Genomic DNA, 16,079 nt, shown 5'->3' on the forward strand with positions numbered 1-16,079 from the left:
ATGTGGCTTTTTTGTGGCGATATTATCGTCAGGCCTTGAGAGACGTGCAAGATTTTCTGCGGGTTCTTGTTTGGGCCTTTGGATTTTTACACAGGAGATTTGGACATGGCAGACTTCATTGGTACCGCGCAGGGCGTGGACGATTCCATCACCGGAACGCGTGGCGACGATACGATGCAAGGTTTGAGCGGCAACGATTATCTGAACGGCGGACGCGGCGATGACGTGATCATCGGCGGTGCAGGATCTGACGTTCTGATGGGCGGTCTGGGCGCTGACGAATTTCAATGGAGCGCTGGCCACATCAGCGATGGTGCAACGGATTACGTGATGGATTTCGACATCCGTCAGGGTGATACTTTCAGTTTCCTCGATTCTGCTTCTGCTGAGTTTGAGGTTCTGTCGATCAGCCACACAATGGTGGATGATGCCGAATTCAACGGCTACGACCTGCGGAACGGGGACAACTCGACCGATATCGTCATTGAAGTCTACAATGCCACGACCAATTCCACCCAGAAAATCGTCTTGCTCGATTCCTGGTCGGGCGGTCTCAACGCCCAGTGGGAAGACTATCTGGCAACAAAGGGTCTGTCGTTTTCGGACGGTACGATGCCAAGCGACGACATGATGGTAGCCTGAGCCGGAATCGAGGAACAATGAGGGGATGCGCCCAATCAAGGCGCATCCCTTTTTCGTTTATACTGCAGACAAACGACTTCGCCCGTATCATGCATCTCATGTCTTGACGCAGGCCATGTCGGCGCAGATGACACCAGTATATCTTGGATCGTCCGATCCCGCATAACGGTGCCTTCCGATCCATGTTCCGATCTGCCCTGCTAATCCTGTCAGGCAATGCAGCCGCATCCTTGCTGCTGCTGGCGCGCAACCTGATCATCGCCCGGATGATTCCAGTGGCGGATTACGGCGTGGCGTCGACCTTCGCCATCGCCATGGCCGTGGTCGAGATGGCCTCGGCCCTTGGCCTGCAACAGCAGATCGTGCAGGCCAAGAACGGCGAAGATTCGCATTTCCAAGCCGCCCTTCAAGGCTTTCAGGTCCTGCGCGGCGTGATCTCTGGTGTGGTGCTGTTCGTCAGCGCCGGACTGATTGCAGATTTCCTGAACGTGCCGCAGGCGGCCTGGGCCTACCGCGTCATGGCGCTGGTACCGGTGCTGAACGCCTTCACCCATTTCGACGTGCATCGCCTGAACCGGTCCATGGTGTTCTGGCCCGTCATCCTGACCGGCGCGGTGCCGGCGCTGCTGTCGGTGCTGGCCATCTGGCCGCTGGCGGCGTGGTATGGTGATTACAAGGTTATGCTGTATGCCATCGTGGTGCAGGCGCTAATGACGGCCGTGATCTCGCATCTGGTCTCGCGGCGGCCTTACCGGCTGGTACTGGACCGCGCCGTCATGACCCAGTCGCTGCGCTTTGGCTGGCCGCTTTTGCTGAACGGCATCCTGCTGTTTGGCGTTTTCAACGGCGACAAGCTGATCGTGGGCCGAGAGCTTGGCATGGAGACGCTCGCGATCTTCTCGATGGGGTTCACACTGACCCTGACGCCGACGCTGGTCATGGCGAAATCGGCGCAGAACTTCTTCTTACCGCAGCTGTCGGTCATTGATCGCAGCACGCCCGAGGGCGAGGCACGATTCATGCATTTGGCCATGGTAACCTACGAGGTCCACTTCGCATTCGGCCTTTTCCTTGTTGTGGGCACGATGCTGCTCGGAGACTCTCTTGTCAGGATACTTTTGGGTGAAAAGTATCTTTCTCTCATTCCGCTCATGACCTGGCTTTCGATCATGCAGGCGATACGAGTATTTAAGGGAGGTCCATCGTGTGTCGCCTTGGCGGAAGGCAAAAGTGAGAATGCCATGGTATCGAATCTGGTACGTGTCGGTTCCTTGCCGCTCGCATGGTGGGTTGTGGCGCAAGGCGGTGGCGTGCTGGCCGTGATATGGATTGCCATTGCGGGTGAAACGATCGGATTTTTCATGGCCGTCGCTTTGGCCGGTTGGCGTGTTTCTCTGCCCCTGAAACCCCTGACATTACCTGTCGGCATGAGCTTTATTATGCTTGCACTGGCAGGCGTTCAGACAATATTGATACACAATAATCAATTCGGATCCGCTTATATTGTGGCGGCAAGTGTTTTTGTTGCCTTTGCCGCCTCAATATTTTTCATGTCTGATCTGAAATCGTATGTCGCCCGTCGGTAACTTTTCAAACCGGCTCTAAAATAAGATCTTCGGAATCTAGAGACATGTCTCCTGCGCCGTGCAGGGCAAGATCTTTAAATGATGTCTTGATAGTCAAGGATACTGCAAGACCTGCGCTACAACCCCGCCGCGACCCCGTATTGCGGCGTGTCGCCGCCGGTGACGCGGATGCGCGCGCCCAGCACGTTGGGATGCGTGCTGTCACCCGCGTAGTAAGCGGTATTGCCGGCCGCCGTCTCGTCGATGAACCGGTGTGCGCCGGCGTGGCTGATAAGATCCGTCGCAACGACATTGACACGTCCTGCAAATGCACCGTCCACCCCAGTTGCAGCACCCCCGTCGTGGCCTTGTTGAGGTAGGACACCACGTTTGCATAATGCTGCGGTGCCGTGATGTTCGCGGCCCAGTCGTTGCGGCCGATCTCGAAGGCCACGACATTCTGCCCCGGCAGGCGCTGCGTGGCCCAGCCGTTCGCCGCATCGCGCCGCGTCATGAGATCGGACACCTTGTTGCCCGACATTCCCTTGTTGATGACGCGCCAGCCTGCGGGCACATGCGTCGTGCCGGGCTCTGTCAGGACCGCTGCGCATGACAGCGCCTCGGTCACGTCGCCGGTGCCCTGGGTGATACTGTCGCCTTCCAGAACCAACTGACTGGTCACGGGCACGATCCCGTGGGTGCCCATCAGCGCCTCGGTCACGGCCTGGGCGTCCGCGTTGGACAGGGCGGTCGTGTAGACGATCATCTCATACAGATCGAACACCCCCCATGTGACAGCAGCGCCCGGCGACCAGCTGTAACGCCCGATCTCGGCGCCCGCGATGCCGGTCGCGGCATAGGCGGCCGCCACGTCGACATGGCGTTCGTTCAGGAACAGGCGCTGCCCGCCCGCCCCCGAGGTCATGCCGATGACCTGCTTCTGCGCACCGGGCACCAGCCATTCGGCCCCTGCGGACGCGGTATAGGCCAGCTTGCCGAAGGCCTGCACGTGACCAGCGCTTTGACTGACGACACGGGTTTCCAGCGGACCGCCCAGCGTGTTGACCTGGGTGCCCTGCGCCTGACTGCCCATCGACAGATAGCGGTTGTAGGACGCGGGATGACGCGGCACGCGGGCCACCATGAAGACCGACATGTTGCGCGACCCGCAGACCAGTCCCGCCGCCACGTCAAGAAACTGCCCCCCGGCGAAGCGCCAGAACTTGCGCCCCTGTCCGTCGGTCAATGCCTGCGGACCCAGTCCGGCACCGCTGGCCGCCACCTGCGCCAAACCTTGCAGATCGCTTGCACTGACCACCCGGCCGCTCTGTGTGGCGACCTGCGAGAAGCCGGGATGCCAGCGGGCCGCGGCAGCCATGGGCAGAACGGGTACCACCGGGTCAGGCAGGGGCGGCGGTATTGCCGGCCCCCCGACCCGTAGCCCCAGAATCCCCAGCCCCAGACTTGTGCCGATCATCAGCAGCACCCTACGATCGCGGTCGCGGTGGTGCCCGTCGCCAGCACGCGCCGTACACGCACCGGATGCCAGCCGGCCGCCATTGCAGTAAAGGTCACGGTGGTGCCGTCAGCCATGATCACGCGCAGGTTGCCGGCACCGCCCAGATGCAGGGCCCGTGTGACTTTGACCAGGTCGTTTGCATCGCTCGGGGACACGGCAAAGGCATGCGACACGGGGCTTTCCATGCCGGCGGCATGAGTCTTAAAGGAATCGACAGCAGTCATCTGATATCTCCGGCTGACACGCACCATGAGCGGCGCGGGAAGGCGACACCCTAACACAGCCCGGTCCCGCGTTGCTGCAAGTACCCCGACACCGGGCGTTGCGTTGCTTCGGGTTCAGACGGTTCACTGCACGGTGACTCTTCTTTTTCGCGAAGGTGGTATAGGACCCTGTCCAACGCTCGACAGCAAAGGCCCTCCCATGTGCGTATCTCGAATTATGCTGCTTCTGACGGTGCTCGCCCTGGTTTTGCCGACCCATGGCGTTCATGCACAGGACAGCGTCAGCGTGACATCGCCGGCGGCCCTCCAGCAGGCGCTGCAAGACATGACGCAAGGCGGAGAGATCGTGCTGTCCGGTGGCGACTACGGCGCGCTGACCTTGCGCAGTTTTGCCGCTCCGGCGCAGACGCCGCTTGTGCTGCGCGCAGCGGATTCCGCCAATCCGCCCCGCATTGCGCGCATGGACCTGCGCGATGTGCAGAACGTGACGCTCGACGGCATCCTGTTCGACTACACGTTCGACGCGCAGGACAAGTCCTATCTGCGGCCTTTCGGCATTACGTCCAGCACGGGCATTACCATCCGCAACGCGGTTTTCGACGGAGACGTCGCCCGTGGCCGCGGACCGACCGACAACGGCTTCGGGACCGCGTTCGGTTTCAGCGTGACGGCTTCGTCGCACATCGCGCTGCAAAATAGTGAAATTCGAGGCTTTTACCGTGGCCTCGTGATCAGCGACAGTCAGGGCATCACCGTACAGGGCAACGATGTTCATGATATCCGGATGGACGGTATGAACTTCTCTCAGGTGGAATCCGTGCTGATTGCGGGCAACCGTATCCACGACTTTAAGCGGTCACTGGATAGCAAGGATCATGCGGACATGATCCAGTTCTGGACGAACGGTACGACCGCGCCGTCGCGTCACATCGTGATCCGCGACAACACCTTGAATTCGGGGCAGGGGGCCTACACGCAGTCCATCTTCATGCGCAACGACCTCGTTGACCGCGGTCTGGCGGGACGCGAGATGTTCTACAGCGATGTCACCATCGCAGACAACGTCATCATCAACGCCCACCTGCACGGCATCACGGTTGGAGAGACCGATGGTCTGCGTATCCAGAACAATACGGTAGTGCGCAACGCCAGATCCGAGGGGGAAAAGGACAATATCGCCCTCTGGGTTCCACAGATACGGGTTGCCGAAACGTCCAAGGATGTCCAGATTCGACGCAATGTCACGGGCAAGCTCACTGGTGCCGCCGGGCAATCCGATTGGACCGTGGGTGAAAATCTGATTGTGCAGGACAGAGCCCGCATGGAGCCCGGTTTCTACGGCACGGTCTTTGGCATGCAGGCCTTGCGCGACCCCACGAATCCGGCGTCCTTCATTGCCGCAAAGGGTGGGCCACTCGATGGCACACAGATCGGCGCACCGCAGCTCTCTCGCTGAGCAGGAAATTTTTTAATGACCGAAGACCAAGCCGTTGGAATTATCATGAAATGGTCGCTTTCTTTTCCGATACATTCTAAAGACACCACATATCCCGGCGACGAAACAGGAACAGGCAGTCCGTGACAGCGATCGAACAGACAGTGAGCTTTGGTCGGACTGATATTGGACAGAGGCCAAACCCGTTCTTGGCCGCAACGCAGATTCACAAACTGCCTCGTCCAGTTCTGCTTTACCTTCTGACAGTCGTGCTGCCGATCGGATTCAATGCCGGTCCGCTTTACATGACGACCCTGCGTTTATTTCTCATCGTCATGATCTTGCCATTGGCATTCCGTCTGCTGACGGGCGCTTATGGCAAAATAATCCTGACTGACTTTTTATTTGTTTTTCATATCTTATGGGGTGCAGTCGCAATTGCGGCCAATAATCCGGGCCAGGTCGTTCAGCAGATGGGATCTGTCGGCGTAGAATTTCTGGGAGCCTATATGATCGGGCGCGCATACATTAGAACGCCCGAAACCTTCATGGCACTCAGCCGCACACTGATCGTTCTGGTTCTCTGCACCACGCCTTTTGCGATCCACGAAACCTTGACGGGCCGCCCCCTGATTATCGAGATATTGCGCAAGATTCCAGGCATGACCAGTGTGGCAATCGTCTTCATTGATAAGCGCATGGGGCTGGAACGCGTGCAAGCTGTCTTCGCGCATCCGATCCACTACGGTCTGTTTTGTTCGGTGGCCTTTTCCTTGTGCTTCGTGGCCCTGCGCGGCACGATGACCACACTCAGACGCTACACGACAAGCATCATTATTGCCCTGAGCGGTTTTCTGGCTTTGTCCAGCGGAGCCCTTACGGCAATCGTGATGCAGTTTGGATTGATTATCTGGGCCGCCATGTTCAGGACCGTCAAGGCGCGGTGGTGGCTTCTCGTTGGACTTTTCGTTTTTGCCTACGTCACAATCGACCTTTTGTCGAACCGCTCGCCGATCAAGGTCTTCATGTCCTATGCCACTTTTTCTGCACATAATGCGTATTGGCGCGGCATCATCTTTGAATGGGGTATGAAAAGCGTCTGGGCGCATCCGCTCTATGGCATCGGTCTGAATGACTGGGTGCGCCCGTGGTATATGTATTCCGGCAGCATGGACAATTTCTGGCTGGTGATGGCGGTCCGTTATGGCATTCCGGGATTTCTATTCCTTGTGGTTGGCTATCTGGCCGTCATCTTCCGCGTCATGCGACGCGATTTCACAGGACAGGAGCGCATGATCCTGCTGCGCCGTGCCTGGGTCTTCACCTTTCTCGGGCTGACCTTCACCCTGTGCACCGTCCATGTATGGACCAACATCTATTCCTTCGTGTTCTTCATGTTCGGGGCGGGTGTCTGGTTCATCTTCCACGAGCCGACGGCCGACGGCAGCGACGATCCAGATCAGACCGCCGATGAACCGGACCCGACATCCGCCTTCCAGCGACCCTCAGCGGCGCACGGCACGCCCTATAGCCGTTTTCCGCATCGCCCTGCCGTGCAACGCGTGCCCTCCTGACCCTTACAAGGCCTTCCCATGACCCTGCCCACCCTTGGTGTCGTCGTCGTCACCTTCAATTCTGCCGACATCATTCAGGATTGCCTCGAAAGCCTGCTGGCGTCCCGCGGTGTCCGCCTTGAGATCATCGTGGTGGATAATGCATCGACCGATGACACGCTTGCGGTGCTGCGGGACTGGGCCTCGGGCCAGCACCCCTACACGGTGCCGGCCGACATGCCCTTCGCACTGACCCCGGCACCGAAACCCGTCACGCTGCTGGTAGCGGGAACACCGACGCAAATCCTGCAGGATCATACGATCACCCTCATCACGGCGAAAGTGAACGGCGGCTTTGCCGCCGGTGTGAACCAAGGACTGGCCGCGCTGGCGGGGCGCCCGCAGATCAACCGGTTCTGGGTTCTCAACCCCGACAGCGCCGTGCCACCAGAAACGGCCGCAGCCTTCGCTACCCATGGGACAGGGGATTTTGCCCTGATGGGCGGACGGGTCCTGTATTACGACGATCCGGATACGATCCAGATCGATGGCGGCACCGTAAACCGGCGAACCGGCATCACGGGCAATCTCAACCTGTTCCGCACCGCGTCCCAGACATCCCGCCCGGACCCCGCGACGATGGATTTCATCACCGGCGCCAGCATGGTGGCCAGCCGGGCCTTCTACGAGGCCGCAGGGCCGATGCCCGAGAACTACTTTTTGTATTATGAAGAGGTGGACTGGGCGTTCCGGCGCGGCACCAGAGGGCTGGCCTACTGTCCGGATGCCATTGTCTATCACAAGGCCGGCACGGCGATCGGATCAGCCACGATGAACCGCCCGGCCTCGGCCTTTTCGCAATACTTTAAGCATCGTGCGCGGATGCTTTTCATGCGCCGCTATTTCCCCACACATCTACCCGTCGCCCTGGCTTATTCCTTTGCCAAGGCCGCCCAGCTGGCGATGAAGGGTTACCGCAAGGAAGCGAAGGCCCTGCTTATGGCCAGCCTGAACAGGCCCCCGCCCCCGGAGATCCGCAATGTCCTGTCGCAAGAGGCCGCACGCCTGGCCTTCCCAGCCCTCAAACGCTGATCTGCTGTTTACCAAAAATTTAGTTTGTTGCCACATCGTGAACAATATGTTGCCCAAACGTCGCCGCGTCACCCGTACAGATTGAGGTCATCCTTATCTGGCCTGGACACCATCGATGAACGCCGACAGATTCGCCCCATCTCATGCCGTTCGCCCTAACCGTTATCGTCAGGCGATCGCGATGCTGCGGCCCGCCGTCGGCGGTGTCATCCTGTTCAGTGCCATCCTCAACGTGCTGATGCTGACCGGGTCAATCTACATGTTGCAGGTCTACGACCGGGTACTGCCCGGCGGATCGGTGCCCACACTGGTCGTGCTATTCGGGATCGTCGTCGTCCTGTTCGTCTTTCTGGCATTCTACGACTTTTTGCGCACCCGGCTGCTGTCACGGGCCGCAATGCGCCTGGACGAGGCGATGGGTCCGGTCGCCTTCAACCGGTTTCTGGCCACAGGGCGCGCTGATCCGACCACACCCGCGGACGCGCAGGCCATGCGCGACCTCGAAAGCGTGCGGCAGTTCCTGTCCGGCCCGGTCGTGACGGCCATGGCTGATGTCCTCTTCGTGCCGCTGTTCCTTGGCATCCTGTTCGTTTTGCATCCCTGGCTTGGCATCCTGACCATTGCCGGTGCCGCCTTCACCGGTCTGCTTGCCCTGTTGACCCGCATGCTGACGCAGTCTTCGGTCTTGGAAGGCGCAGGCCTTGATCAGGCCGAGCGGAGCTTTACAGAGCGCAGTCACCGCAATGCGGAGGCGATCACCGCCATGGGCATGGGCGACGCGATCGGAGCCCGCTGGCAGGCCATGCACCGGACCACCCTGCGTGGCCAGCAACGAGGTAGCGATCCGTCAGAGCTTCTGGCAGCAACCAGCCGCGCCTTCCGTATGCTGCTGCAGTCGGCCATCCTCACGCTGGGCGCACTGCTGGTGCTGCGGGGCGAAATCTCGGGCGGCATGATCATCGCAAGTTCCGTGCTGTCGGGACGCGCCTTGGCACCCGTTGACCAGTTGGTCGGACAATGGCGCAGCATCGGCCGCTTTACCGCCGCCCACAAGCGGCTGCTGGCAACCTTCAGCGCCGCAGAGGAGGCCGCGGCCCATCCCATCGCTCTCCCCAATCCGACCGGAGAGATCACTGTCGAAGGGCTGACGAAATTTGGGCGCACAATACCGGGCCGCAAGCAGACGCAAATTCTGTCGGATGTCTCCTTCTCTCTGCTGCCCGGCGACATTCTGGGCATCATTGGCAATTCGGCCAGCGGCAAGTCGACGCTGGCACGCCTGCTGGTCGGCAGCCTGCGTGCCGATGCAGGCGACATCCGCTTGGACGGTGCCACGCCCGATCAATGGGACCCGGTCGTCCTGGGCCGCCATATCGGCTATCTGCCGCAGATCTTCGATGTGCTGCCGGGCACCGTGCGTGACAACATTGCGCGCTTCGACCCACAGGCCACCGACCTGACCGTCATCGCCGCCGCCCAGTTGACGGGCATCCACGACATGATCCTGAAACTGCCGGACGGCTATGCCACCCGGCTGGGCGATACCGGTGCGGCGCCGCTGCTGTCGGGCGGCCAGATGCAACGGCTGGGCCTGGCCCGTGCCGTCTACGGTATGCCCCGGCTGGTGGTGCTGGACGAACCCAATGCCAACCTCGACACGAATGGCGATACCGCCCTACTGCGCACGATCGAGGCCCTGCGCGCTGCGCAATCCACTGTTATCGTCATCGCCCACCGCCCCGAGGTTCTGAAGGCGGCCAACAAGCTGATGATCCTTGGCGATGGCTGCGTGAAGCGGTTCGGCGACATCGCTGATATCCTGCGGGCAAGGACACCTGCCGCCCAGCCCACCCACACAGCTCCGCAGGTGCGGCAACCGACGCTGGTGCCCAAACGGGTGCCGATGCCCAACGTGGCAGACGTCATTCCCGTCGCCAACGAACTGCAATCCGCACGGCCGGACGTCGTCCGCATGGCCGGCCCCGCAACACGGCGGTATCAGGCATGACCGACATGACAATCCAGACCGGCCCCATGCCCGACCTTGGCCTGCGCCGCGTCGGTGTGATGGGGACGATAGCCACGCTGATCCTGTTCCTTGTGCTGGGCGGCTGGGCGGCGACCTTCACGATCGGCGGTGCGGTGATGGCCGGCGGTCAATCGGTGGTGCACGGCAAACCCAAGTTGGTCCAGAGTCTTGAGGGTGGCACAGTCAGTGACATTATCGTCCGCACCGGCGATACGGTGGCTGCGGGCGATCTGCTTGTTCGCCTCGACCCCACAGTGGTGCAGACCAACCTCGACATTGCGCGCACCCGCATTGCCGCAGCCCTGGCCCTGCGGGCGCGCCTGCAGGCGGAACAGGATGGACAGGACATCTTGTCATTCAACTATCCGGCATTGCCCTTTGACAGACCTGACACTGCTGCGCATGAAATCAGCCAGCGCGAAATCTTTGCCGCACGTGCCGCCGTGTTGCAGGGCGGACGCGATCAGCTGGCGGAAACCCTGCTGCAATACGACAGCCAGACCATCGGCGCGCAGGGCCAGATTGCGGCCATTCAGGACCAGCTTGACCTGCTGGACAGTGACATTGTGAACAAAAGCGACCTAGCGGGAAAAGGTTTGGTCCGACAAAGCGAGCTGTCGGACCTGCAACGCGCCCGTGCGGCGCTGACAGGGCAGATGGCTGCAGAGCAGGCCGAACTGGCTCGTTTGTCCAACGCTCGCCGCGACAGCACGCTCAAGACACTGCAGACCGAGCGGGCCTTCATCGAGGATGTCGTCACCCAACTACGCGAAACCAATGACCAGATCGACGAGCTGACGCTGGATATAGTGACCCGAACAGCCCAACTGGCTCAGATGGACATTCGCGCACCCGCCGCCGGTATCGTTCATGAAATGCAGGTCAACACCACTGGCGGTGTCATCGCTCCCGGCGGCACTATCGCCCAGATCATTCCGCTGGACGACGGCATGGATTTCGAACTGCAGGTTGATCCGCGTGCGATCGACCAAGTCTATCCCGGCCAAACTGCACGTCTGAGCCTGTCGTCTTTCGATCCGCAGGTCACACCGAAGCTGATCGCACGGGTGGTCACCGTATCGCCCGGAACGATTGCGGATCCGCAGACTGGCCGCAGCTTCTACCGGGTCGCCCTGTCTGTGTCGCCAGAGGAACTGGCGCGGCTGCCCGGCATGACCGTGGTTCCGGGCATGCCCATCGAGGCCCACCTCGAAACTGGAGAGCGCAGTGTGCTATCCTACCTGATGCATCCAATCCTCTCACACCTCGACCGCGCATTTCGGGAATGAGAAGATCCTCTTTAATGCAGCCAAGGCACATCGCGCGGTGAAATTGCTTCCATCGTGCATTGCACCTTGCCGAAAAACCTTGTGTCGCCAAAAGATACAAAAAGACCAACGTCCAACCGGGCAGGCCACGCAAAGGGGGCCGCCGCAAAGACGAGGTCCGGCAGAGTAAAAGGCAACAGATCATGACGCGGGACACGTACGCCATATCCCGTAAACAAGGACTTGCGGTTACGCTCCTGTTGCTGCTGTCTGCCTGCGGAGACAAGGGTCTGCCCTACGACATACCCGGTTTCGACTTCAGGTCGCACTATCAGACCGGTCCGCAGGGCGCACCGGTGCTACTGGACAACACGGACTGGTGGATGCGGCTGCATGACCCCGTCCTCGACCAACTGGTGATGCGTGGCCTGCGTCACAATATCAGCCTTGAAATCGCGCGCGAACGGGTGATCGCCGCAGAAGCGGCACGCAAGGCGGTTCCCGGTGCAGCCACTGTTTCTCCGACGGCCTCGGCCAATCTTGCCGGCACGGACAGTACCGGCGTCAGAGGGGTGGGAACGGCGAGGTTCGGGCTGGACTGGATTCTCGACCCTTATGCGGCCCGCCGCAATGCAGAACGTGCCGCAGGTGGCCGTGCAGACGCTGCACTCGCCGAGCTCGACGCAGCGCGTCTTCTGCTTTTGTTCAATATCACGCAGACCTATGTCAACCTGCGCTATGCCCAGCAGATCGTGATATTGGGGCAAAGCGACTTGGCCCGGCGCGAACGCACGCTTGCCTTGACCCGCAAGCTGCGTGACGCCGAGACGGCAACAAGGCTCGATATTGCACGATCACAGGCGCGGGTGGCCGAGGTCCGTGCACAGTTACCGGGGCAAATGGCCGCCGTTACGGCCTATCTGAACGAACTGACCGTGCTGACCGGCTCCGCCCCCGGAGCGCTGCCCCCTGATATGACATCCCGCCTGACCGCGACCGTGTCACAACCCGTACCAACCCTGTCTCCTCAGGTCGGCATCCCGGCCGACCTACTGCGCAATCGTCCGGACATCCGTATAGCAGAGCGCACCTACTATGCAGCTATCGCTGACATCGGCGTAGCACGCGCCGATCTTTATCCCCGACTTTCGCTCAGCGGTGCCGTCACCCTGAACGCGATCGGCGGAAACAGTGGCACAGACTATTTCTTCGGGCCCGTAGTACAGTTTCCCAGTCTCGATCACACGACCGAACGGGCCATCGTTGCGGCCCGCGAAGCCAGCGCGCGACAGGCACATGCCCAGTGGCGCAGCACAGTGCTGACCGCTATTCTCGAGGTCGAGAACGCTCTCGTGGCCTATGATGCGGCAGATCGGGCCTTGGGGGCTGCCATGCGCGCAAGTCAACTTTACGCTGAAACGCTGTCGCTGACCCGCGACATCTACAAAGTTGGCGATGCAACACTCGGGGATCTGATCGATGCGGAACAATCTCTTGCCCAAGCCAATGCCACACAGGCCGACCTGCGCCGCCAGTCGGCCCTACGGTTCGTCGATCTGAACGTCCGCCTCGGCGCAGGATACGCGACAAACTGACCTTGAGAGGTTACCAGGCTGGCGGGCCGAGAATTTCGTTATCTCTATCTTTAGTTGCAAAAGACAGATTTTGAACACAATTCCGTGCGTGGAACGGCCACAGTTCTGGAAGACTTCGATGACGTTGCGTCCAAGCATGTCATTGCAGGAATATAAGCGTGGTTAAAACCTATCACATTTCGTCCCTTACAGAACTCTATGAGGCTTTGTCGAAAGCCACGGGTGGAGAGACATTCCTTCTCAATGGTGGAAACTATGGCGATCTTTCGCTGAACGCAAAGTCAGGGTTCAATATAACGTTCGCAAACGATGTTACGATTGCCTCTGCAGATCCAGATCATCCCGCGACAATCACCGGTCTCGATGTCCGCGGGGCGCGGAACCTCACTTTCGATGGAATAACGTTCGATTATACCTTCGCGGCGGGTGACCAAATTTACGAACGGCCTTTCAACGTGTCCGGCTCCCAGAATATCACGATTAGCAATTCGACTTTTGACGGTGATGTCGCCTCGGGCGTTTCGGACGTCAGCGACGGTTACGGCTATGCCATCGGCTTATCGTTCCGGAACTCCACCGGTGTGAGCGTCGAGAACAACGAGTTCTTCAACTTCCATCGCGGCCTGACTGTAGCAGAAAGTGGCGATGTCGTCGTCAGCGGCAACGACATTCATGACATCCGCATGGACGGCATGAACTTTTCTGAAATCGACGGTGTTGTCATCGAAGGAAATTATATCCACGATTTCCGCGGATCGCCCAACTCCCTTGACCATTCCGACATGATTCAGTTCTGGACCAACGGCACGGACAGTCCCAGCCGTGACATCGTGATCCGCGACAATTACCTTGACATCGGCAACGGTAGCGCAACGCAGTCGATTTTCATGCGCAACGATCAGGTGGACCGAGGTCTGGCCGGAGCCGAGATGTTCTATCAGAATATCACGATTGAAAACAATGTGATCACGAATGCCCATCTGCACGGGATCACCGTAGGTGAAACTGCCGGCCTCGCAATCCGCAACAACACTGTGCTGCATGCTGATGGTGCGAATGTCGATGGTGCCGATGCATCCGTAGAAATTCCGATGATTAACGTGAGTGCGGCCTCGCAGAACGTCGTGATCAGCAGCAATGCCGTGGCCGAGATCAACGGTTTTACGCAGCAAAAAGGGTGGACGCTGACAAACAATGCCTTCGTGCAGGATCAGGATCCCTACGGTTTCGGCTTTTACGGCAACGAATTTATTGCGTCGTCCATGAATGCGGCAAATGGCGTTCATGCCTTCAATGCCTTGACGGGTGGTATGCTGGACCGGCTGAATGCAGGCGCCTCAACCACGTTGACACAACCGGGGTCGGGGATCGTCACAGCATTCCATGCCCAGAATAATGCTGAAGATCAGGCATCAGTCCACTTTGATGCATCCTATTCCCAGATCAATACGGCAAATCTGCCGACAGGCACACGTTTCCTCTGGGCATTTGGTGACGGAACCAAGGCTGAAGGTCTGACTGTGGATCATGCATATGTGGATGGCGGAAAATACAATGTCACACTGACGATCGTATTGCCTGACGGACGCAGCGACAGCAAAAGCCTGACCGTCGCCCTGCAATCCTCAGAAGTTGTGTCTTTTGTTCATGGTCATGGTTTCGTCGTCGATGACTACGGAGTGGACAAGGCCATTGCCCATGTCGCGGCCGAGACAGCCGATGGCCTTGTCATCCGTAAGACAGGCGTTGCCGCCCAGATTGACCATGTCTATGTCGATCGCATTCTTAATAAGGACAATTTCGAGATGTCTTTGTCCGTTGCCGCAGCGACATCCAACAGCGCAGGTGAAATTGTCAGGCTGCATGGCAGCTTTGTGGCATCTGTGACCGCCAAGGGAGAACTGTCGCTCGACATCAATACGGCGGCAGGTAAACGCATTGTCCTGACAACCGACGGGGCGCATCTCTCCGACCGCGCGACCCATGACATCGACATCAGTCTGGCAAGCGGGATCCTCTCCATCAAGGTTGATGGCACTGTGCTGGCACAAAGCGAAATGGACGGTGGTCTGGCGTCACTTGGAAACCGCGATCTGACCTTCGGAAATCCTTGGGGAAAGCAGAACTTCGACGGTATCGTGACGGCTTTCGATCTCAATGTGGATGCAGACGATTTCGCGGCAGCCCGTGAAGCGATGGCCCACCTGCAAAGCGATGTCGACAGCATCGGGTCCCCGACGCCGCAGCCCGCACCGGACAGTTCGGACCTGTCTGCCGGCGCCACGACCGGTGCGGAAAAGCTCGCACCAACGGCACCTTCCCCGAGTGTCTTCGAGACACATCTTCTGGAATACAGCGTCGGGAAAGATTTTAAGTCATACCTGATCGGCGATCTGGACATCGAAACCAGGATACACGCCGATATCGGCGGCATTGATCTGGGCGGGAAAGGCGTGACCGTCAGTGTTGGCCGGGCATACGCCGACGATATTCTGGGATCCGACAACTTTCAGATTGCCATGTCGCTCAAAGCGGACACCTCCGGCAGTGCGGGAGAGGTCGTGCGGCTTCATTCGAGCTTTGTCACGAGTATTGATGCCAAAGGTGAACTTTTCGTGCAGGTCTTCAGCACCGAAGAGGGTCGCATTCGGCTAAAAACCGATGGCGCGCATCTCAATGATACGAAAGAGCATGACGTCAGCCTGACCCTGGACAACGGTATCCTGTCTGTCGAAGTCAATGGTCGTGTGATGGCCAGTACCGAAATGCGTGGTGTCCTCGTCTCGGAAGGGCGGCACGACCTGAGTTTCGGCAATGCCTGGGGCAAGGACAATTTTGACGGCCACATGTCCAGCTTCACTATCGCCACGAAGGATGCGTTGCCCGCGTCGGCGGATCACGCGCCGGAAAAATTCATCGTTAATGATGCGTTTTCGACCGCAGACCATCACATTCCGCAGCACGATATGGATATAACCTATGATACACATTCGGGCGTCATTTCTGCGTATCTTTAATCATCCATAATTTACGGTCGGGGCAGTTGCACTGCCACGGCGGAACGGTTGATCTGGAAGTCCGGCGTGGCTGTGTTTACAGGTTTCGCTAGTTGCGGCCTAAAATCCCGCCACGTTTCAAGGGACTTGATAAGGATAAC

At 59.2% G+C, this 16,079-nt stretch carries 11 protein-coding genes; 9 read left to right on the forward strand and 2 right to left on the reverse strand.

The features are described from left to right. Positions 1–105: 105 nt before the first annotated feature. The gene (locus GLR48_RS25875; protein ID WP_272911709.1) at positions 106–642 is read left to right on the forward strand and encodes a calcium-binding protein; all 537 of its coding nucleotides are present in this window, start codon (positions 106–108) and stop codon (positions 640–642) included. Positions 643–824: 182 nt separating this feature from the next. Beyond that, entirely contained in the window at positions 825–2,228 is a 1,404-nt protein-coding gene (locus GLR48_RS23800; RefSeq protein ID WP_272911710.1) for an oligosaccharide flippase family protein, read from the forward strand. Between the two features lie 4 nt (positions 2,229–2,232). On the opposite strand, the gene GLR48_RS23805 is transcribed toward GLR48_RS23800, so the two are convergent. Beyond that, the gene (locus GLR48_RS23805) at positions 2,233–3,684 is read right to left on the reverse strand and encodes a hypothetical protein (protein ID WP_237066470.1); all 1,452 of its coding nucleotides are present in this window, start codon (positions 3,682–3,684) and stop codon (positions 2,233–2,235) included. Continuing rightward, entirely contained in the window at positions 3,684–3,950 is a 267-nt protein-coding gene (locus GLR48_RS23810) for a spike base protein, RCAP_Rcc01079 family (RefSeq protein ID WP_237066472.1), read from the reverse strand. The genes GLR48_RS23805 and GLR48_RS23810 overlap by 1 nt, the downstream gene beginning before the upstream one ends. A gap of 25 nt (positions 3,951–3,975) precedes the next feature. Here GLR48_RS23810 and GLR48_RS23815 point away from each other — a divergent pair, with 25 nt between their 5' ends. The 7 genes from GLR48_RS23815 to GLR48_RS23845 all read left to right on the forward strand — a co-directional run bounded on the left by GLR48_RS23815 (position 3,976) and on the right by GLR48_RS23845 (position 15,939). After that, entirely contained in the window at positions 3,976–5,406 is a 1,431-nt protein-coding gene (locus GLR48_RS23815; RefSeq protein ID WP_237066474.1) for a right-handed parallel beta-helix repeat-containing protein, read from the forward strand. A gap of 122 nt (positions 5,407–5,528) precedes the next feature. Beyond that, positions 5,529–6,959, forward strand: coding sequence for an O-antigen ligase family protein (locus tag GLR48_RS23820; protein ID WP_237066476.1), 1,431 nt, complete (start codon positions 5,529–5,531; stop codon positions 6,957–6,959). 18 nt (positions 6,960–6,977) lie between these two features. Continuing rightward, positions 6,978–8,030 (forward strand): glycosyltransferase family 2 protein, encoded by a 1,053-nt coding sequence (locus GLR48_RS23825; RefSeq protein ID WP_237066478.1) that lies wholly within the window; start codon positions 6,978–6,980, stop codon positions 8,028–8,030. 181 nt (positions 8,031–8,211) lie between these two features. Further along, the gene (locus GLR48_RS23830; RefSeq protein ID WP_237066480.1) at positions 8,212–10,038 is read left to right on the forward strand and encodes a type I secretion system permease/ATPase; all 1,827 of its coding nucleotides are present in this window, start codon (positions 8,212–8,214) and stop codon (positions 10,036–10,038) included. After that, complete coding sequence (locus GLR48_RS23835; protein WP_237066482.1) at positions 10,035–11,348, forward strand: HlyD family type I secretion periplasmic adaptor subunit; 1,314 nt, start codon at positions 10,035–10,037, stop codon at positions 11,346–11,348. The genes GLR48_RS23830 and GLR48_RS23835 overlap by 4 nt, the downstream gene beginning before the upstream one ends. Before the next feature lie 182 nt (positions 11,349–11,530). Next, positions 11,531–12,922: an efflux transporter outer membrane subunit gene (locus GLR48_RS23840; RefSeq protein WP_237066484.1), complete on the forward strand. Its 1,392-nt coding sequence runs from the start codon at positions 11,531–11,533 to the stop codon at positions 12,920–12,922. 158 nt (positions 12,923–13,080) lie between these two features. After that, complete coding sequence (locus GLR48_RS23845) at positions 13,081–15,939, forward strand: right-handed parallel beta-helix repeat-containing protein (protein ID WP_237066486.1); 2,859 nt, start codon at positions 13,081–13,083, stop codon at positions 15,937–15,939. Positions 15,940–16,079 lie beyond the last annotated feature (140 nt).

Source organism: Loktanella sp. M215, from assembly GCF_021735925.1.
In the GTDB taxonomy this organism is placed as follows: Bacteria; Pseudomonadota; Alphaproteobacteria; order Rhodobacterales; family Rhodobacteraceae; genus Loktanella.

Bases quoted from the DNA above. Each gene is read 5' to 3' on its own strand.
- GLR48_RS23830 (WP_237066480.1), top strand. From the start codon at position 8,212: ATGCTGCGGCCCGCCGTCGGCGGTGTCATCCTGTTCAGTGCCATCCTC.
- GLR48_RS23800 (WP_272911710.1), top strand. From the start codon at position 825: ATGTTCCGATCTGCCCTGCTAATCCTGTCAGGCAATGCAGCCGCATCC.
- GLR48_RS25875 (WP_272911709.1), top strand. From the start codon at position 106: ATGGCAGACTTCATTGGTACCGCGCAGGGCGTGGACGATTCCATCACC.
- GLR48_RS23840 (WP_237066484.1), top strand. From the start codon at position 11,531: ATGACGCGGGACACGTACGCCATATCCCGTAAACAAGGACTTGCGGTT.
- GLR48_RS23825 (WP_237066478.1), top strand. From the start codon at position 6,978: ATGACCCTGCCCACCCTTGGTGTCGTCGTCGTCACCTTCAATTCTGCC.
- GLR48_RS23805 (WP_237066470.1), bottom strand. From the start codon at position 3,684: ATGATCGGCACAAGTCTGGGGCTGGGGATTCTGGGGCTACGGGTCGGG.
- GLR48_RS23810 (WP_237066472.1), bottom strand. From the start codon at position 3,950: ATGACTGCTGTCGATTCCTTTAAGACTCATGCCGCCGGCATGGAAAGC.
- GLR48_RS23815 (WP_237066474.1), top strand. From the start codon at position 3,976: ATGAGCGGCGCGGGAAGGCGACACCCTAACACAGCCCGGTCCCGCGTT.
- GLR48_RS23835 (WP_237066482.1), top strand. From the start codon at position 10,035: ATGACCGACATGACAATCCAGACCGGCCCCATGCCCGACCTTGGCCTG.